The sequence below is a fragment of the Morganella sp. TYF_1 genome (assembly GCF_043105645.1).
GTDB classification, from domain to species: domain Bacteria; phylum Pseudomonadota; class Gammaproteobacteria; order Enterobacterales; family Enterobacteriaceae; genus Morganella; species Morganella morganii_B.
In genome coordinates this window covers 160,639-179,143 of record NZ_JBICLU010000017.1, presented here as the reverse complement: position 1 = coordinate 179,143, position 18,505 = coordinate 160,639, and the positions used below count along the sequence as shown (strand labels likewise).

Sequence of the window (18,505 nt, the reverse complement as noted above, 5' to 3'; positions counted from 1 at the left end):
CGAAACGGAGCAGAAAATGAAAGGTCAACTGCTTGATGCTATCCCACTCACGACTTTACACGGCGTCGGAGCCGGGCAGGCGGGCAAACTGGCCGGTATCGGTCTGCATACCCTTCAGGATCTGCTGTTCCATCTGCCGCTGCGTTATGAAGACCAGACCCGGCTGTATACCATCACCGATCTGTTACCCGGGATTTATGCCACTGTCAGCGGTGAAGTGCTGCGCACCGATGTGGTCTTTGGCCGCAAACGGATGATGACCTGTCAGATAAGTGACGGTACCGGCATATTAACCCTGCGTTTCTTTAATTTTTCGGCGGCGATGAAAAATGCACTGGCGACCGGGAAACAGGTCACCGCTTACGGTGAAATCCGGCGCGGCAAAAACGGCCCGGAAATTTTTCACCCCGAATACAAAGTCCGTCAGAGTGATACGTCTGTTGAATTACAGGAAACACTCACCCCCATCTACCCGACCACCGAAGGTGTCCGCCAGGCCACACTCCGCAAACTGCTCGATCAGGCGCTGGAACTGCTCGATACCTGTGCCATCAATGAATTACTGCCGCCGGAACTGACCCGCTCTATGATGAGTCTGCCGCAGGCGCTGAAAACACTGCACCGGCCACCGGCAGACACACAGTTAACCGAACTGGAGAGCGGTCAGCATCCGGCACTGAAACGGATTGTGCTGGAAGAACTGCTGGCACATCACCTCAGTATGCTGGCGGTCAGAGCCGGGGCGCAGCGTTATCACGCGCTGCCGCTGTCACCGCAGGAGACACTGAAAAATCAGTTCCTGGCGCAACTCCCCTTCTCGCCGACCCATGCCCAGCAGCGCGTGGTGGCGGACATAGAGCAGGATCTGGAAAAACCGGTGCCGATGATGCGCCTGATTCAGGGGGATGTCGGCTCAGGGAAAACGCTGGTCGCTGCACTGGCGGCACTCCGCGCTATCGCACACGGCAAACAGGTGGCGCTGATGGCACCGACAGAACTGCTGGCAGAACAACATGCCAATACGTTCCGTCAGTGGCTGGAGCCGCTGGGTATCAGTGTCGGCTGGGTTGCCGGAAAACAGAAAGGCAAGGCACGACAGGCACAGGAAGAGGCCATTGCTGCCGGTAATGTGGCGATGGTTATCGGCACACACGCTATTTTCCAGGAACATATCCGTTTTCATTCCCTGGCGCTGGTGATTATTGATGAGCAGCACCGCTTTGGTGTCCACCAGCGGCTGGCATTGTGGGAAAAAGGCGAACAGCAGGGATTCCATCCGCATCAGCTGATCATGACTGCCACGCCGATCCCGCGCACCCTGGCCATGACCGCCTATGCCGATCTCGATACCTCGGTTATCGACGAGCTACCGCCCGGCAGAACCCCGGTGACCACGGTAGCGATTCCGGACAGCCGCCGCCATGAGATTATTGAGCGGGTACGCAGTGCCTGTCAGGATGAAAAGCGACAGGCGTACTGGGTCTGTACCCTGATCGATGAATCAGATCTGCTGGAAGCTCAGGCGGCTCAGGTGACGTTTGATGAGCTGTCAGCCACGCTGCCGGATCTGCGGGTCGGGATGGTTCACGGCCGCATGAAACCGGCAGAAAAGCAGGCGGTGATGGCGCAGTTCAAAGCCGGTGAACTGGATCTGCTGGTTGCCACCACCGTGATTGAAGTCGGGGTGGATGTGCCGAATGCCAGCCTGATGATTATCGAAAACCCGGAACGGCTCGGGCTGGCACAGCTGCATCAGCTGCGCGGCCGGGTCGGGCGCGGCTCTGCGGTCTCCCACTGTGTGCTGCTGTATAAAACCCCGCTGACACAGACGGCAAAACTGCGTCTTCAGGTGCTGCGGGACAGCAACGACGGCTTTGTTATCGCGCAGAAAGACCTGGAAATCCGCGGGCCGGGCGAACTGCTCGGCACACGCCAGACCGGCAATGCCGAATTTAAAGTTGCGGATTTACTGCGCGATCAGGGCATGCTGCCGGAAGTACAGCGCGTGGCACGGCATCTGCACCAGAATTATCCGGAACAGGCGAAAGCCCTGATCGAACGCTGGCTGCCGGAACGCACACAATACACCAACGTATAACGAAAAAAGCCACCCGGAAGGGTGGCTTGCCTGCTTTAAGAACGGTTCCGTTACCCGCCCGCAACCGGGAAAATCGGTAACGCCAGGAAGAACGGAATAACCAGTGCGTTAATCAGATCGAGGAAGAACGCTCCCACCATCGGCACCACCAGGAAAGCCACATGAGAAGGCCCGAAGCGATCAGTTACCGCCTGCATGTTGGCAATCGCGGTTGGCGTTGCCCCCATCCCGAAACCACAGTGACCGGCAGCCAGTACCGCCGCATCATAGTTTTTCCCCATCACCCGGTACGTGACGAAAATCGCATACAGTGCCATCACGACAGTCTGTGCCGCCAGGATCACCAGCATCGGTACCGCCAGAGAGGCAATTTCCCACAGTTTCAGGCTCATCAGTGCCATCGCCAGGAACAGTGACAGGCTGACGTTACCCAGCACCGACACCGCCCGTTCAAATACACGGTAGAAACCCATCAGTGACAGACTGTTGCTCAGGATAACCCCGATAAACAGCACACACACGAATGCCGGGATCTGGAACTTCCATTGCATCGACGTGAAGAAATCCGTCAGAACACTATACAGATACGTCCCCGCCAGCAAACAGATAGCAATCAGTGCAATGGTTTCCAGCAGAACCATCGAGGTGATCATGCGTCCGGCCTGCGGTTTTTCAAACGCAGTCGGTGCTTCATCATCCTGCAGTTTCACATCACTCATGGCTGTCTTTTTGATCAGGAAACGGGCAACCGGACCACCAATCAGGCCACCGAGCACCAGGCCAAAGGTTGCGCAGGCAATCGCAATTTCTGTTGCTGCGGTAAAACCATAGCTGTCGCTGAAAATCTTACCCCATGCCGCCCCGGTACCATGACCGCCGGAGAGTGTGATAGAACCGGCCAGCAGACCAATCAGCGGATCAAGCCCCATCATTTTCGCCAGGGAAATACCGACGGAGTTCTGCACAATCAGTAAGCCCACAACGGCAATCACAAAGATAAATAAGGTTTTGCCGCCTGCCTTCAGGCTGGCTAAGTTGGCGTTTAAGCCGATGGTGGCAAAGAACGCCAGCATCAGCGGGTCTTTCAGTGAATCATCAAATTTCACTTCCAAATCCATACCGGATTTGAACCCCAATAATACAATCGCGACCAGAAGACCACCGGCCACAGGCTCAGGAATAGTATACTTTTCGAGGAATGGTACAGTTTTTACGAGTTTACGTCCCAATAACAGGACGAGAGTGGCCGCAACCAGCGTGCCGTAAACATCGAGTTGATACATTCACGTACCCCTTTTATTGTTGGTATTTGTTACATCATTATCGCGTTAATCACGTCCCTGTTACGCAAGAGGAAAAAGCAGGTATCCGGATTAAAGAAAAAAAAGCGGATAAAGACAAGTTAAAATAAATAAAACTGTGATTATATTCCGCTATAAAAAATAACAACTCATTCGCGCAAACGATTGCTTTTGTGCCGCAGATCATTAAAATACGGAAATTGCTTATCCCGGACCTGTTGACATGAACTCTGCCATTTCTGACAAAACCAGCGTAACTCCCGCGACTAACACAAATAGTGAACTTATTTACCGTCTGGAAGATCGTCCGCCGCTGCCGCAGACCCTCTTTGCCGCCTGTCAGCATCTGCTGGCGATGTTTGTGGCGGTGATTACACCCGGGTTGCTTATCGCTCAGGCGCTCGGCCTGTCTGCTCATGATACCCAGCGGATTATCAGTATGTCGCTGTTTGCTTCCGGGCTGGCCTCACTGCTGCAAATCCGCACCTGGGGGCCGGTCGGCTCCGGGCTGCTCTCGATTCAGGGCACCAGTTTTAACTTTGTTGCCCCGCTGATTATGGGCGGTATGGCACTGAAAAATAATGGTGTGGATACAGAAGGAATGATGGCGGCGCTGTTCGGCACGCTGATGCTGGCCGCCATGACAGAAGTGATCCTCTCCCGGTTCCTGCATCTGGCGCGCCGCATTATCACACCGCTGGTCTCCGGTGTGGTGGTGATGATTATCGGCCTGTCATTAATTCAGGTCGGGCTGACCTCCATCGGCGGCGGTTACGGCGCAATGGCGGATAACACCTTCGGCTCTGCCGATAACCTGATCCTCGCCGGTATTGTGCTGGCGGTGATTGTGCTGCTGAACCGTCAGAAAAACCCGTATCTGCGTGTCGCCTCTCTGGTGCTGGCGATGACCGCAGGCTATCTGGCTGCCTGGTGGATGGGTATGCTGCCGGAGAACCATGCGGAAATTCCGGAGGAAGTGGTGGTGATCCCCGCGCCACTCTATTACGGCTTATCCATTGACTGGAACCTGCTGCTGCCGCTGATCCTGATCTTTATGGTGACCTCGCTGGAAACCATCGGTGATATCACCGCCACGTCCGATGTCTCCGAACAGCCGGTATCCGGCCCGCTCTATATGAAGCGTCTGAAAGGCGGTGTACTGGCAAACGGCCTCAATTCCGCCCTGTCTGCAGTCTTTAATACTTTCCCGAACTCCTGTTTCGGGCAGAACAACGGCGTGATCCAGCTGACCGGCGTTGCCAGCCGTTATGTTGGTTATGTGGTGGCACTGATGCTGATCGTACTGGGGCTGTTCCCGGCTGTAGCCGGTTTTGTGCAGCACATTCCGGAACCGGTACTCGGCGGTGCAACCATTGTCATGTTCGGGACGATTGCGGCCTCCGGTGTGCGCATTGTTTCCCGCGAAACCCTGAACCGCCGCGCGATTATGATTATCGCGCTGTCGCTGGCTGTCGGCATGGGCGTTTCCCAGCAGCCGCTGATCCTGCAGTTCGCACCGGACTGGCTGAAAACGCTGCTCTCCTCAGGAATTGCGGCGGGCGGTCTGACCGCGATTGCCCTGAACCTGATTTTCCCGCCGGAGAAATAATCATCTGTTTAACCGCGTGACCGGAAACGGTCACGCGGACTGCTCTGTGCGGAAAAACCGCGATAATCCTTGTCACCACAAAGAGCCTCACGCTAGTATGCCCTCAGGATTATCTCTCGGGGAGCGCATTATGAAATGGTTGGGACGGGCTGTTTTCTGGCTGATAACACTGGTCATTATTCTTATCGTTGCCGGTGCCCTTGTGGTACAGACATCATGGGGCACAAAACAGGTTTCAGCCCTTATCAGTGACAATACACGCTACAACGTCTCGCTTTCCGCGATAAGTCACTCGCTCTCCTCCCCTTCACGTATTTCACTCAGTGATATCAGTATCAGCACGGTTTCCGGCGATTTTGCTCTGGAAGCCGCCAATGTTGAGCTGACCCTGGACTGGCGCAGTTTTTCTGAGCCCGGCTGGTTTGCCCGTATCATTGTGCAGAAAGGGGATATCGAAATTTCTGATGCGGCTGACAGCGGTACTCTGCCGGTCAGTGCCGGGTTATTACAGCTCAATCAGACCGCACTCCGCCGCACCGACGGCAACCGGGTAATTGATGCGGAAGGTGTTACCGGCGGGATCACGCCGTGGCAGCCACAGGGCAGTGATCTGACCGGTAACGGTAAATACCAGTTTTCCGCCAGCAGCCTGAACTACTACGGCCTGCCATTGAAAAATATCCTCACACAGGGGGATGTCAGCGGAAAACAGTTCACCTTTGATAACCTGACCGCCACACTGGAAAACGGCCTGATCACCGCCACCGGACGCCGCAGCGCCGAAGGTCAGTGGCAGCTGGATAACCTGCTGCTTAATGACATCCGCTGGCAGACACCGCAAACACTGACACAGCTGGCAGACAGTACAGAAAATCTGCCGGATATTCAGGCCAAAAATATCACCGCCACCAATATCAAGCTCGAAGGTCATCAGTGGGCGGTAAACTATCTGGAAGGCACGGTCAAAAATCTGGCCTTTAAACAGGGACGCTGGCAGACAGCCAACGGACAGGCGGATATCGCCGCCGCGGATCTGACACTCAGCGGGCAGCATTTTTCTGACATTATCAGCACGCTGGAACTGCGCGGCGATCAGATTGCCGTCAACCGCCTGACCGGTCGTTATGACAAGAGTATTCTGCGCTTTACCGGGGAGTGGAACCGTGCCACCCGGACACTGGATATCACCAGCGGTGTTGCCGACAACCTGCTGTACAGTTTGCCGGAACAGTGGTTCGCCGCATTACAGGAAGCCGCCCCGCAGGGAATTGATGCTATCCGCTTACAGGATATTAAAGTCTCTAATGCCCTGCTGATTGATACACAGCCTGTTTTCCCGTTCCAGCTCACCAATGTGAACGGCTACATCAAAACTATGCAGATCCTGAAATCCGGTCAGTGGGGTTTATGGGATGGCGAACTTTCTGTCAGTGCCGGTAATGCCACCTTTAACCGGGTCGAACTGCACCGCCCGTATCTGACACTGACTGCCGGTACTGACAGCGTTGCTACCACACAATTTGCCGCCTCCGCCGGGGAAGGGTTGCTGAAAATGCAGTTTCAGACCACACCATCCGGCACCGCACCTTTCAGTTTCACACTGCAGGCAACCGGGGCGGACAGTCAGATCCTGTCACAATGGGGCTGGCAGCCAGCTCCGCTGACCGGCAGCGCCAATTACACGCTGCGCCTGAACGGGCAATTACGGGCAGAGGATATCCGCAGCACACTGAGCGGTATACTCTCCGGGCAGGATAAACAGGGAAATCAGATAAACCGGGCTATCACACAAGGACAGATGAGCAGCACCCCGGTTTCCGCAGAGCCGGTGCCTTCAGCCCCGCCCGCACAGCGGGTGATCCCGGATAACAGCGAAACCGGGGAAATCCTGTAACCTGATACAGAAACAGCGCCTCAGAGCGCTGTTTTTCTTTTATCGGTAACACTGCGGATTATGTGCCGTGATGATAACAGGCAAGCGAACGAAAAGCGTAAGCGCCAGGGATGGCGCGATCCGAGCGCACAGGGATGTGTTTACAGCGTCTTTTCGTTTTGCCTGTTATCAGAGCATCCCGGATCTTACAGATTCTGTTAACAGCGCCGTAAGGCACTGTTTTACCCGTTACTCCGCGCTGTGTTTCTGGCCGGGCAGCACCATATAAGTGCCGGTAAAGACCGCCCCGACCTCATCACCCTGCCCGACAGTCACTTCCAGCTTAATCCGTGCTTTGCTGCCGCGCGCCAGACGATCCAGGTCACCGCTGAGTTTATCGCGGGAAGCAATCGCCTCCGGTCTGCCTGCCACTGCCTTACGGTAACGGATATTGGCATCCACCAGCACAATATCGCCATCCAGGGAATTTTCCTGTAACAGCAGCCAGATAAGCCCCCAGCCGGTCAGTGTCGCCATCGAGAACTGGCTGCCGGCAAAAATAGTCTGATGCAGGTTCTGGTTCGGGCCTTCCGGCATGGTGGTCATAAATTCCTGACCGGTATACTGCGTAATGCGGATCCCCATTTTTTCACTCAGGGGAATGGTTTCATACCATGCTTTCTGTAATTCGGCACACCAGTCGGGACGATGCAGAATCGCATCGAGAGTTTCAACGGATTTAATCATAAAAAAATGACGAACAGGCGTCGTTTGCGGGCCTGTAATCGGTCCTCTGTTTTCAAAACCTGATTTTTCAAAAAATGCGACCGCTTCCTCACGGGCACTGCAGACAATCCGCTTAACACCTTCCTGACGCGCCACGGACTCCAGTGCGCGTGCAATCAGTGTGCCCAGCCCTCGTCCCTGCATCTGCGGATCAACTGCCAGAAAGCGGATCGCGCCTTCATTTTCTGCATTGATATACAAGCGGCCGACAGCCACAGGCTGCCCGGTTTCATCCACCACCATCTGATGATGTGCATAGGTATCATAACCGTCCTTTTCCGATCCCTGCGGCTGATTCAGCGGCTTGCGCAGCATCGCCCAGCGGAAATGAAAATAGCTTTCCAGCTCCTTATCGGTTTTTGGTACACGTAAATGATACATCTCACTTTCTCCTGTCAGTGGTAACCGGTGACCGGCCTGAGACTGTTGTATCATACCTGCAGCCAGAAAGTGACCGGACCATCGTTTGTCAGACTGACCTGCATGTCTGCCGCAAACCGGCCTGTTTCCGTCACCATTCCTGCTGCCCGGCACTGCGCTACAAAGTGCTCATATAAGGCATTGGCTTTTTCCGGTGCCGCGCCGTTTGAAAATCCCGGACGCATTCCTTTTTGTGTTTCCGCTGCTAAGGTGAACTGTGACACCACCAGCAGCTGACCGCCGGACTGCGCCACATTCAGGTTCATTTTTCCGTCCGCATCACTGAAAATGCGGTAACCCATCACTTTTTCACTCAGGCGTTTTGATTTTTGTTCGTCATCATCCCGCTCAACACCCAGAAGAACCAGCAATCCGGGCCCGATTTCACCGGCAATTTCCCCGGCGATCCGGACATCCGCGCGGGTCACACGCTGTATTAATGCAATCATGTCATATCCGTTTAAAAAACAATCACACCTGAATTACTCAGTCACGTCTGCTGAAAAATCATACTCTGCAAAATAACGGGAAACAGTGTCACGATCGGCGACCAACACGCCGTTGATACCGAGCGCCACTGCCGCATCCACGTTTTCGCGGACATCATCAAAGAACACCGCATCCTGCGGCTCAAATTCTTCGGTTTCCAGCACATACTGATAGATATCCGGGTCCGGCTTGCGCAGCCCCAGATCCTGGGAGAGATACAGGTAATCGGCAGAAGCGGCGATTTCCGGATAGTGCTGCGGCCAGTAGTCCTGATGCAGACGATTCGTATTAGAGAGAACCACCACGCGGTGTCCCTGCTCACGCAGCCTGTTCATGATATCAATCACATCAGGGCGGACAGAGATAAAGATAGCCTGCCAGCCTTCGGCAAACTCATCGAAACTCAGCGACATATCCAGCTGATCATTAATGGCTTCGGCAAATTCAACATCGGAAATTTTGCCGCATTCATGCTGTTTAAAGGTTTCGCCGTGAATAAAATCACTGCTCAGTTCGGACAGCGGCTTACCGCTCAGATGACTCCAGACTGATAAAACACGTTTAAAATCAATATCAATAATGACATTACCCATGTCAAAAATATAAAGCATACCATCCCTCCGGGTTGATGAATTATTTTTACTCTACCCGCAGACTCCCTTCCTGAACAGAGTGAAAACCGTTTTCGGAGAGAAAAAATATCCGGGTCTGCGATCCCGCCCGTATTTCCGTGCGGTTATCAGTCTGTGACCGGTATGTGATCAGTACGCAGAAAAAGCTCAGGGCGCCCGGAGGCGCCCTGAGTGGTATGAATCAAAACAACCGGCAGAGATTAATCTTTGCTGCGGTGTGCGCGTTTGCGGTCGTTTTCAGTCAGGTGGCGTTTACGCAGACGGATAGACTTCGGCGTGACTTCCACTAATTCGTCGTCATCGATAAATTCTAACGCCTGTTCCAGGGTTTTCTCGATAAACGGAGTCAGTGTGGTCGCTTCATCAGTACCGGACGCACGCATGTTGGTCAGTTTCTTACCGGTCAGGCAGTTCACTGTCAGGTCGTTTGAACGTGAGTGAATCCCGATCAGCTGGCCTTCATACACTTCAGTACCGTGACCGACAAACAGCTTACCGCGATCCTGCAGGCTGTACAGTGCGTAAGCAACCGCTTTACCCTGACCATTGGAAATCATCACACCGTTCTGACGGCGGCCGATTTCACCCTGTTTAACATCATCATAGTGACTGAATGTGGCATACAGTAAACCGGTACCGGATGTCATGGTCATGAATTCAGTACGGAAACCGATCAGACCACGGCTCGGGATGCTGTAATCCAGACGCACGCGACCTTTGCCATCCGGCATCATGTCACGCAGTTCGCCTTTACGCTCACCCAGTGCCTTCATCACATCACCCTGGTGCTGCTCTTCGATATCCAGAGTCACCTGCTCGAACGGCTCCTGTTTACGACCGTCGATGTCGCGGAAGATAACGCGCGGACGGGATACCGCCAGCTCAAAACCTTCACGGCGCATGTTTTCGATCAGAACTGATAAGTGCAGCTCACCACGGCCTGACACACGGAATGCATCCGGGTCTTCAGTCTCTTCAACGCGCAGTGCCACGTTGTGAACCAGTTCTTTCTTCAGGCGGTCAAGGATCTGACGGGAAGTAACATATTTCCCTTCTTTACCGCAGAATGGCGAGGTGTTAACGCAGAAATACATGCTGACGGTCGGTTCATCAACGGCCAGTGGTTTTAATGCTTCAACACAACCGGTGTCACAGATAGTATCTGAGATATTCAGTTCGCCCAGACCGGTCAGCGCGATGATATCACCGGCTTCCGCGATTTCAGCTTCGATACGATCCAGACCTAAATGTCCGAGAACCTTACCGATTTTACCGTTACGGGTTTTACCTTCCGCATCGATAACAGTGACCTGCTGGTTTGGTTTGACTTTACCGCGCTTGATACGGCCAATCCCGATAACACCTAAATAGTTGTTGTAATCGAGCTGGGAGATCTGCATCTGGAACGGACCGTCGAGGTCAACCTGAGGCGGCTCAACATACTTAACGATAGCTTCGTACAGCGGGGTCATGTCATCCGCCATATCGTTATAATCGGTGCCCGCGATACCATTCAGCGCAGATGCGTAAATGATCGGGAAGTCGAGCTGCTCGTCAGTTGCGCCGAGGTTGTCGAACAGGTCAAATACCTGGTCGATAACCCAGTCAGGACGTGCGCCCGGACGGTCAATTTTGTTGATAACGACGATAGGTTTCAGGCCGTTTGCGAACGCTTTCTGCGTTACAAAGCGGGTCTGCGGCATCGGACCGTCCATCGCATCCACCAGCAGCAGCACGCTGTCAACCATGGACATCACACGTTCTACTTCACCACCGAAATCGGCGTGCCCCGGGGTGTCAACGATGTTGATGTGATAGTCGTTCCACGTAATCGCGGTATTTTTAGCAAGAATAGTAATGCCGCGCTCTCTTTCCAGATCGCCGGAGTCCATTACACGCTCTTCCGGTTTTGAACGCTCATCAAACGTACCGGACTGCTGTAATAATTTATCGACCAGCGTGGTCTTGCCATGGTCAACGTGAGCGATGATGGCAATATTTCTTAATTTCTCGATAGACAAAGACTTGTACCGTTTTCGTTAATGGATGGGAATTACGTCACAGATAGCATTCTTTTCAACAACGCCCATCTATGGTGTAGATGTTTGGTGGTATTTTACACGTTCTCTGAGGCAAGTGAAAGAAGTGTGATACATCTCACTTAAAAAATAAATGATTATAAAACATAGAGATAAAATTCATCCTGCCATTTTTTTACAAAATCAGCGGCGCATACCACGCTCAGCGACGAATTCAGAGGGGCATATCATAAACCTATTCAGGATAAAAGAGATACTTTTTTTGCGTTTGTGACCGGTAAAGAAGCACACTGATCTAATTGCACCGTAACAGTGCATCCTGGATCGGCAAGTCAACGCAGGAATGCACCAATATGGTGCAATTTACCCCATTTCCACTATCCTTATTTAAGTAACCCGCTGCTGTAACGCGGTTTGCCCCTTTTAAAAAAGTTGGCACGCTTTTCGCTTTATATCTGTCAAGCAATGTGAGAACCGCAATCAGTGTCCCTCCGGGTGACCACCAGAGGATTGACGGAACATCCCAAACCAGGAGATCTGAATATGTCTGTTGAACATGTATTGACCATGATGGAAGAGTACAACGTTAAATTCGTGGACTTACGCTTTACCGATACCAAAGGCAAGGAACAGCATGTGTCGATCCCTGCTCATCAGGTAGATGAAGATTTCTTCGAAGACGGAAAAATGTTTGACGGTTCCTCAATGGCCGGCTGGAAAGGCATCAACGAATCTGACATGGTACTGATGCCGATTGCGGAATCCGCCCTGATCGACCCGTTCTTTGACGTTCCGACACTGGTTCTGCGCTGTGATGTGTTAGAGCCGAACACCATGCAGGGTTATGACCGTGACCCGCGCTCTATCGCCAAACGTGCCGAAGATTTTCTGCGCACCTGCGGTATTGCGGATACCGTCCTGTTCGGGCCTGAACCTGAGTTTTTCCTGTTTGATGACATCCGTTTCGGTGCGGATATCTCCGGTGCTTACTATCATATCAATGATATTGAAGCCGCCTGGAACACCGGTACCGCCTATCCGGAAGGCAACAAAGGCCACCGTCCGCGTGTGAAAGGCGGTTACTTCCCGCTGCCGCCGGTCGATTCCTCACAGGATCTGCGTTCTGAAATGTGTCTGGTTATGGAAGAGATGGGGCTGGTCGTTGAAGCGCATCACCACGAAGTCGGTACTGCCGGCCAGAACGAAATCGCTACCCGCTTCAATACCATGACGCTGAAAGCGGACGAAACCCAGATGTACAAATATGTGGTGCAGAATGTGGCGCACCGCTACGGCAAAACCGCAACCTTTATGCCAAAACCGCTGGTCGGCGATAACGGCTCCGGTATGCACTGCCATATGTCTCTGTCAAAAGACGGCGTTAACCTGTTCTCCGGGGATAAATATGCCGGTCTGTCAGAAATGGCGCTCTATTACATCGGCGGGATCATCAAACACGCCCGTGCCCTGAATGCCTTTACCAACCCGACCACCAACTCTTACAAACGTCTGGTGCCGGGCTACGAAGCACCGGTGATGCTGGCTTACTCCGCACGCAACCGTTCGGCCTCAATCCGTATTCCGATTGTGTCCAGCGCGAAAGCCCGCCGTATTGAAGTCCGCTTCCCGGACCCGGCGGCTAACCCGTATCTGGCCTTTGCCGCACAGTTAATGGCCGGTCTCGACGGCATCATCAATAAAATTCATCCCGGCGATGCCATGGATAAAAACCTGTATGACCTGCCGCCGGAAGAAGCGAAAGAAATCCCGACAGTCGCACCGTCTCTGGGTGATGCACTGGATGCACTCGCGGCTGACCACGAATTCTTAACCCGTGGCGGTGTCTTTACCGAAGATGCGATTAACACCTATATCGACCTGCTGCGCGCCGATGTTCAGCGCCTGAATATGACGCCGCATCCGGTTGAGTTTGATATGTATTACAGCGTGTGATTCTGATGGTGCCGCTGCCCGGCGGCACTCAGAGTGACAGGCTCCGGTTTATTTTGTTGCCGTGAAGCACTTGACCCGCCGTTGGGCGGGTCCTTTTCTCCTGCGGGGTAAATACGCTACAATGCACCAAATTGGTGCAAAAAGGTGGATGACAATGAACCCGGATAACAAACCGCAGGCAGATCAGCTCCTTGATTCACTGATTAACAGTGTCCTGCTGCTGGATAACGATTTAATTATCCGCTACGCCAACCAGTCTGCTATGCAGTTGTTTGCCCAGAGTGCCCGTAAACTCACCGGCACACCGCTCCCTATTTTATACAGTTACCTTTCCCTCGATACTGCCACATTACAGGCCACACTGGCAGAAGGTCACAGCTTTACTGACAACGATGTAACTCTGGTGGTGAATAACCAGATGCACGCGCTTTCGCTGAGTGCCCAGCCGGTATCCGGCGATTTTATTCTGCTGGAACTGACACCGCTCGACAGTCACCGGCGCATTACCCAGGAACAGTTACAGCAGGCACAGCAGGCGGCTGCCCGTGACCTGGTGCGCGGACTGGCACACGAAATCAAAAACCCGCTCGGCGGGCTGCGTGGTGCCGCACAACTGTTATCCCGCGCTTTGCCGGATCCGGCACTTCAGGAATACACACAGGTGATTATCGAGCAGGCCGATCGCCTGCGGGCACTGGTTGATCGCCTTCTCGGTCCTCAGCATCCGGGGCAGAAAAGCCTGCAGAGTATTCATCATGTGGCGGAGCGGGTCTTCCAGCTCATCAATCTGGAAAAACCGGACAATATCACGCTGATCAAAGATTACGATCCCAGTTTGCCGGAGTTATCGCATTATCCCGACCAAATCGAGCAGGTTATCCTCAATATCATGCGCAATGCCCTGGAAGCCCTGCACAGCGCAGGCGGCACCATTATTCTGCGCACCCGTACCGCATTCCGGGTGATGCTGCACGGCGAACGCTACCGGCTGGCCGCCCGGATTGATATTGAGGACAACGGCCCGGGTATCCCGCCACATATCCTGGATACCCTGTTCTACCCGATGGTCAGCGGTCGTGAAGGCGGCTCCGGGCTCGGTTTATCCATTGCCCGCAATCTTATCGATCAGCATAACGGCAAGATTGAGTTCAGCAGCTGGCCGGGCCACACCTTGTTTTCACTTTATCTGCCAATCCGTCAGTAAGCCTGTTGAGGAGATCATATGCCGCCGGGAAAAATCTGGGTCGTTGATGATGACAGCGCGATCCGCTGGGTGCTTGAACGCGCACTGAGCAGCGCCGGTTATACCTGTGTCTGTTTTGACAGTGCGGAGAATGCTCTTGCGGCGCTGGGCAGCGGACAACCGGACGTGCTGATCTCCGATATCCGGATGCCGGGCATGGACGGCCTGTCTCTACTGGCGGCGGTCAAACAGCATAACCCGTTGCTGCCGGTGATTATTATGACCGCCCACTCCGACCTGGATGCTGCCGTAAATGCTTACCAGCAGGGCGCGTTTGATTATCTGCCGAAACCCTTTGATATTGATGATGCCGTTACGCTGGTGGCCCGCGCCCTGGAACATTACCGCGAGCAGCATCTGCCGGTACGGCAGGAAGCGGCTGCCGATCCGGTGTCCGGCATTATCGGTGAATCCGCCGCCATGCAGGAGGTGTACCGGGTGATAGGCCGGTTATCGCGCTCCTCCATCAGTGTGCTGATTAACGGCGAATCCGGGACCGGGAAAGAGCTGGTGGCGCACGCCCTGCACCATCACAGCCCGCGGGCGGATGCGCCGTTTATCGCCCTCAATATGGCGGCGATCCCGAAAGATTTAATTGAATCAGAACTCTTCGGTCATGAAAAAGGAGCGTTTACCGGGGCATCACAGGTACGGCAGGGGCGTTTTGAACAGGCGGACGGCGGCTCACTGTTTCTTGACGAAATTGGTGATATGCCGCTCGATATTCAGACCCGGCTGCTGCGGGTGCTGGCGGAAGGCCAGTTTTACCGTGTCGGCGGTTACGCACCGGTGAAGGTGGATGTGAGAATTATTGCCGCCACCCATCAGGATCTGGAGCGGCTGGTGACGGAAGGTAAATTCCGTGAAGACCTGTTCCACCGCCTGAATGTTATCCGCATGCAGCTGCCGCCGCTGCGGGAACGGCCGGGAGATATTCCGCGCCTGACACGCTATTTTCTGCAAAAAACCGCAAAAGAGCTGGGAACAGAAGCAAAATCCCTGCATCCGGATACCGAAGCGCTGCTGATGCAGCTGCCGTGGTCCGGTAACGTCCGTCAGCTGGAAAACGTCTGCCGCTGGCTGACCGTGATGTCTGCCACCCAGGAAGTACTGCCGCAGGATCTGCCTGCCGACCTGACCATGACTGCCGCCGGAGAACATATCCGCAGTGAGCACAGCCATCATCCGGCAGCCGGCAACTGGGATCAGCAACTGGCGCAGTGGGCGGATGCACAGTTACGGGCCGGAAAAACCGATCTGCTGGCGGATGCTCTGCCGCTGTTTGAACGTACCCTGCTGCAGTGCGCACTGAATTACAGCAACGGGCACAAGCAGGATGCCGCCCGTCTGCTGGGCTGGGGGCGTAATACGCTGACGCGGAAACTGAAAGAGGCCGGGATTGATGACACCGCATCAACCCCGGAAACAGATTAAATTACGCGGGAGAACTGACGCTGACGCATCTGATTGCGCAGATAGGTATCAAAACACATACAGATATTACGGATAAGCAGCCGCCCGCGCGGCGTGACCACCAGGGCATCGTCGCGGATCTCAACCAGCCCGTCATCCGCCATCGGCTGCAATAATTGCAGATCTTCGGCAAAATGGGTTTTAAAATCCAGGTCATACTGTTTTTCAATCTGTGCATAATCCAGCCGGAAGTTGCAGATCAGCGCCTTAATCACATCCCGGCGCAGGCAGTCTTCCTCCGTCAGCACCAGACCCCGGCACAGCCCGTTACCGCGCTCTTCCACCTGTGCATACCAGGTTTTCAGGTCTTTCTGGTTCTGGGCATAGTGGTCACCCAGCATGCTGATCGCGGAAACACCAAAGCCCAGCAAATCACACTCCTCATGGGTGGTGTACCCCTGGAAATTACGGTGCAGGATGCCGTTGTTCTGGGCGATCGCCAGCTCATCATCCGGTTTGGCGAAGTGATCCATCCCGATAAACTGATAACCGCTGCCGGTCAGGTTTTCAATTGTCTGCTGTAAAATCGTCAGTTTCTGCTCTGCAGAAGGCAGGTCTTCATCTTTGATTTTCCGCTGGGCGGCAAACAGGTTCGGCAGATGCGCATAGTTAAAGACACTCAGGCGATCCGGTGACAGTTCCGCCACCCGTTTCAGGGTAAAGGCAAAACTTTCCGGCGTCTGCTTCGGCAGCCCGTAAATCAGGTCGATACTGACGGATTCAAACCCGGTTGCGCGGGCACGCTCCACCAGGGCAAAAATCGTCGCTTCATCCTGCTCGCGGTTGACCAGGCGCTGCACTTCTTTGTTGAAATCCTGAACCCCCATACTCAGGCGGTTAAATCCTTCCGCCCGCAGATGGTCGATAACATCGAGCTCGATTTCACGCGGATCGATTTCAATGGAAAGCTCAGCATCCGGCGCAAAGCGGAAATACTGACGCAGCATGCCGGTCAGACGGCTGATCTGCGCTTTATCGAGATAGGTCGGCGTACCACCGCCCCAGTGCATCTGATGCACTTCACGTCCGGCAAACAGCGGGGCACGGGCGGCGATTTCTTTCTCCAGCACGGCCAGATATTCATCCGCCTTATGCTTCTGCCGGGTGACTAATTTATTACAACCGCAGAAGTAACATAACTTATGGCAGAACGGGATATGCACATATAACGACAGCGGGCGCTGCGGATAGCGGTTTGCTGAGGCGATAAAATCACTGTCACTGTACTGCTGATTAAATTCCAGTGCGGTCGGATACGACGTGTATCGCGGACCGGAATAGTTATATTTCCGGATCAATGCCAGATCCCAGATGATCGCGTCAGACATGCTCTCCCCTTTGCCTCACCTTTGCAGAATTAATGTATTTCCGTTCTCTGACGGTTTTGTGTGCCGCACAGTTTATCGGATCTGCCGCCCGATTAATATGATCGTGCCACAGACGGATAATCAGGCAGATCGCTATAAGGCGGTCAGCATTGCCGCTAGTCCGAACAGAACACCGGGGGCATTGGCGACCGCAACCGGCAGATCTTTCACTTTAATGCCGTAAATCACCCAGAGCGTACAGTTAAATGCAGCAGCCAGCGGCTGTAACGGTGATGTTTTATGCCCCGCAAGGTTATCCATGATCTGAGGAATATAGGAGACATACATACAGAATGCCGTAAAGGTTGCCACCCAGCCGAGGCAGCGGATAAAGCGGCTGTGGTCGTGCGGCGGACGTTTGGTATTACCCATGGGTTTCTCCCGGAGAACAGTATCAGCATAATCCTGTATTATTCTTGGGAATTATTTATTATTTTCAATAATATATCTGCCAGTACTGTCACAGAAAAACAGCATTAATATTACAGATAGCCGCCACCGGGCAGTATTTAATCCTCCATTAAGGCAGATAACACGGCAAACGCGTACGCTTAAAATAAGAAAACCGGCATAACAGTCACCCGTTACGCCGGTTTTGATACGGTGCCGCCGGTGTCAGTAAAATAACGGAGGATCAGCGACCTTTCAGCAGTTGCATGATGTCATCGGTTTTCTCTTCATCATCATCTTCATCAAGAGAAATACCGAGTTTTTCCATCAGTGCGTCGATACGTTCCAGCAGGGTATCAACGTAGGTGTTTTCTTCTGCGGTCAGGGTTTCGTTGTTCTCAAGGCGCAGCAGTAATGCATCGAGGCGCTCGTCGTTCTCGAGTTTTGCCAGTTCCTCTTCAGGAGATAATCCGGCTTTGACCGGCTGAGCCGGTTTTTTTGCTGCCGGTTTAACGGAGGTTTTACCTTCCGCAAACAGCGGAACCGGTTTTTTACTGCCGATACGCGGATCAGCAACCGCATTATCCGCACCACGACCGGTCTTGCGGGCATCATCCTGCTGACGGGCACCGGACGGATTGCCGCGGTGTTTTTTCTGCCGTTTACGTTCACGGCCTTCCGCGTTGAGCTCCTCACGGCTTTTCTTTGGTGTCCGTGACCGGGATGGTTTTTTTGAAATAGCGGCCATATACCTTACTCGCTTAAAAATAACTGATTAATTTGTGTTAACATTTACCGTGTAAATGAACAGTACAAAACTATATTCATGGCT

14 protein-coding genes are annotated in these 18,505 nt (G+C 53.6%); 6 read left to right on the top strand and 8 right to left on the bottom strand.

Annotated features, from left to right (window positions below; all coding sequences use genetic code 11):
• Positions 1-16: 16 nt before the first annotated feature.
• Positions 17-2,098 carry an ATP-dependent DNA helicase RecG gene (gene recG, locus ACF8OF_RS09015; RefSeq protein WP_392496392.1) on the top strand — a complete coding sequence of 694 codons (2,082 nt, stop codon included), beginning with the start codon at positions 17-19 and terminating at the stop codon, positions 2,096-2,098.
• Positions 2,099-2,148: 50 nt separating this feature from the next.
• Here the strand turns inward: recG and gltS are convergent, their stop codons facing one another.
• Positions 2,149-3,381, bottom strand: coding sequence for a sodium/glutamate symporter (gltS, locus tag ACF8OF_RS09010; RefSeq protein ID WP_025151522.1), 1,233 nt, complete (start codon positions 3,379-3,381; stop codon positions 2,149-2,151).
• A gap of 241 nt (positions 3,382-3,622) precedes the next feature.
• On the opposite strand from gltS, the gene ACF8OF_RS09005 reads away from it, so the two are divergent.
• Positions 3,623-5,008, top strand: a complete 1,386-nt coding sequence (locus tag ACF8OF_RS09005; RefSeq protein WP_262883617.1) for an NCS2 family protein — start codon at positions 3,623-3,625, stop codon at positions 5,006-5,008.
• 130 nt (positions 5,009-5,138) lie between these two features.
• Positions 5,139-6,902, top strand: a complete 1,764-nt coding sequence (locus tag ACF8OF_RS09000; protein ID WP_392496391.1) for a hypothetical protein — start codon at positions 5,139-5,141, stop codon at positions 6,900-6,902.
• A gap of 228 nt (positions 6,903-7,130) precedes the next feature.
• On the opposite strand, the gene fabY is transcribed toward ACF8OF_RS09000, so the two are convergent.
• The 4 genes from fabY to typA form a co-directional block, all read right to left on the bottom strand.
• The gene (gene fabY / locus ACF8OF_RS08995) at positions 7,131-8,048 is read right to left on the bottom strand and encodes a fatty acid biosynthesis protein FabY (protein ID WP_392496390.1); all 918 of its coding nucleotides are present in this window, start codon (positions 8,046-8,048) and stop codon (positions 7,131-7,133) included.
• Between the two features lie 50 nt (positions 8,049-8,098).
• Positions 8,099-8,536, bottom strand: coding sequence for a D-aminoacyl-tRNA deacylase (dtd, locus tag ACF8OF_RS08990; RefSeq protein WP_004236576.1), 438 nt, complete (start codon positions 8,534-8,536; stop codon positions 8,099-8,101).
• Positions 8,537-8,569: 33 nt separating this feature from the next.
• Positions 8,570-9,187 (bottom strand): glucose-1-phosphatase, encoded by a 618-nt coding sequence (gene yihX / locus ACF8OF_RS08985; RefSeq protein ID WP_279799517.1) that lies wholly within the window; start codon positions 9,185-9,187, stop codon positions 8,570-8,572.
• A gap of 221 nt (positions 9,188-9,408) precedes the next feature.
• Positions 9,409-11,229: a ribosome-dependent GTPase TypA gene (gene typA, locus ACF8OF_RS08980; protein WP_025151526.1), complete on the bottom strand. Its 1,821-nt coding sequence runs from the start codon at positions 11,227-11,229 to the stop codon at positions 9,409-9,411.
• A 561-nt stretch (positions 11,230-11,790) separates the two neighbouring features.
• Here typA and glnA point away from each other — a divergent pair.
• The 3 genes from glnA (at position 11,791) to glnG (ending at position 15,877) form a co-directional block, all read left to right on the top strand.
• Entirely contained in the window at positions 11,791-13,200 is a 1,410-nt protein-coding gene (glnA, locus tag ACF8OF_RS08975; RefSeq protein ID WP_279799520.1) for a glutamate--ammonia ligase, read from the top strand.
• Between the two features lie 154 nt (positions 13,201-13,354).
• Positions 13,355-14,404, top strand: coding sequence for a nitrogen regulation protein NR(II) (gene glnL, locus ACF8OF_RS08970; RefSeq protein ID WP_262862830.1), 1,050 nt, complete (start codon positions 13,355-13,357; stop codon positions 14,402-14,404).
• Between the two features lie 18 nt (positions 14,405-14,422).
• The gene (gene glnG, locus ACF8OF_RS08965; protein ID WP_392496387.1) at positions 14,423-15,877 is read left to right on the top strand and encodes a nitrogen regulation protein NR(I); all 1,455 of its coding nucleotides are present in this window, start codon (positions 14,423-14,425) and stop codon (positions 15,875-15,877) included.
• Here the strand turns inward: glnG and hemN are convergent.
• The 3 genes from hemN to yihI all read right to left on the bottom strand — a co-directional run bounded on the left by hemN (position 15,874) and on the right by yihI (position 18,421).
• Complete coding sequence (hemN, locus tag ACF8OF_RS08960; RefSeq protein ID WP_392496386.1) at positions 15,874-17,244, bottom strand: oxygen-independent coproporphyrinogen III oxidase; 1,371 nt, start codon at positions 17,242-17,244, stop codon at positions 15,874-15,876. The two genes, glnG and hemN, sit on opposite strands and share 4 nt — an antisense overlap.
• A 132-nt stretch (positions 17,245-17,376) precedes the next feature.
• Positions 17,377-17,655: a SemiSWEET family transporter gene (locus ACF8OF_RS08955; RefSeq protein WP_025151531.1), complete on the bottom strand. Its 279-nt coding sequence runs from the start codon at positions 17,653-17,655 to the stop codon at positions 17,377-17,379.
• Positions 17,656-17,917: 262 nt separating this feature from the next.
• Positions 17,918-18,421, bottom strand: a complete 504-nt coding sequence (gene yihI / locus ACF8OF_RS08950) for a Der GTPase-activating protein YihI (protein ID WP_262859598.1) — start codon at positions 18,419-18,421, stop codon at positions 17,918-17,920.
• Positions 18,422-18,505 lie beyond the last annotated feature (84 nt).

What these genes read in the sequence shown, in the direction of transcription:
- recG (WP_392496392.1), top strand. Translation starts at nt 17, where the DNA reads ATGAAAGGTCAACTGCTTGATGCTATCCCACTCACGACTTTACACGGC.
- gltS (WP_025151522.1), bottom strand. Translation starts at nt 3,381, where the DNA reads ATGTATCAACTCGATGTTTACGGCACGCTGGTTGCGGCCACTCTCGTC.
- ACF8OF_RS09005 (WP_262883617.1), top strand. Translation starts at nt 3,623, where the DNA reads ATGAACTCTGCCATTTCTGACAAAACCAGCGTAACTCCCGCGACTAAC.
- ACF8OF_RS09000 (WP_392496391.1), top strand. Translation starts at nt 5,139, where the DNA reads ATGAAATGGTTGGGACGGGCTGTTTTCTGGCTGATAACACTGGTCATT.
- fabY (WP_392496390.1), bottom strand. Translation starts at nt 8,048, where the DNA reads ATGTATCATTTACGTGTACCAAAAACCGATAAGGAGCTGGAAAGCTAT.
- dtd (WP_004236576.1), bottom strand. Translation starts at nt 8,536, where the DNA reads ATGATTGCATTAATACAGCGTGTGACCCGCGCGGATGTCCGGATCGCC.
- yihX (WP_279799517.1), bottom strand. Translation starts at nt 9,187, where the DNA reads ATGCTTTATATTTTTGACATGGGTAATGTCATTATTGATATTGATTTT.
- glnA (WP_279799520.1), top strand. Translation starts at nt 11,791, where the DNA reads ATGTCTGTTGAACATGTATTGACCATGATGGAAGAGTACAACGTTAAA.
- glnL (WP_262862830.1), top strand. Translation starts at nt 13,355, where the DNA reads ATGAACCCGGATAACAAACCGCAGGCAGATCAGCTCCTTGATTCACTG.
- glnG (WP_392496387.1), top strand. Translation starts at nt 14,423, where the DNA reads ATGCCGCCGGGAAAAATCTGGGTCGTTGATGATGACAGCGCGATCCGC.
- hemN (WP_392496386.1), bottom strand. Translation starts at nt 17,244, where the DNA reads ATGTCTGACGCGATCATCTGGGATCTGGCATTGATCCGGAAATATAAC.
- ACF8OF_RS08955 (WP_025151531.1), bottom strand. Translation starts at nt 17,655, where the DNA reads ATGGGTAATACCAAACGTCCGCCGCACGACCACAGCCGCTTTATCCGC.
- yihI (WP_262859598.1), bottom strand. Translation starts at nt 18,421, where the DNA reads ATGGCCGCTATTTCAAAAAAACCATCCCGGTCACGGACACCAAAGAAA.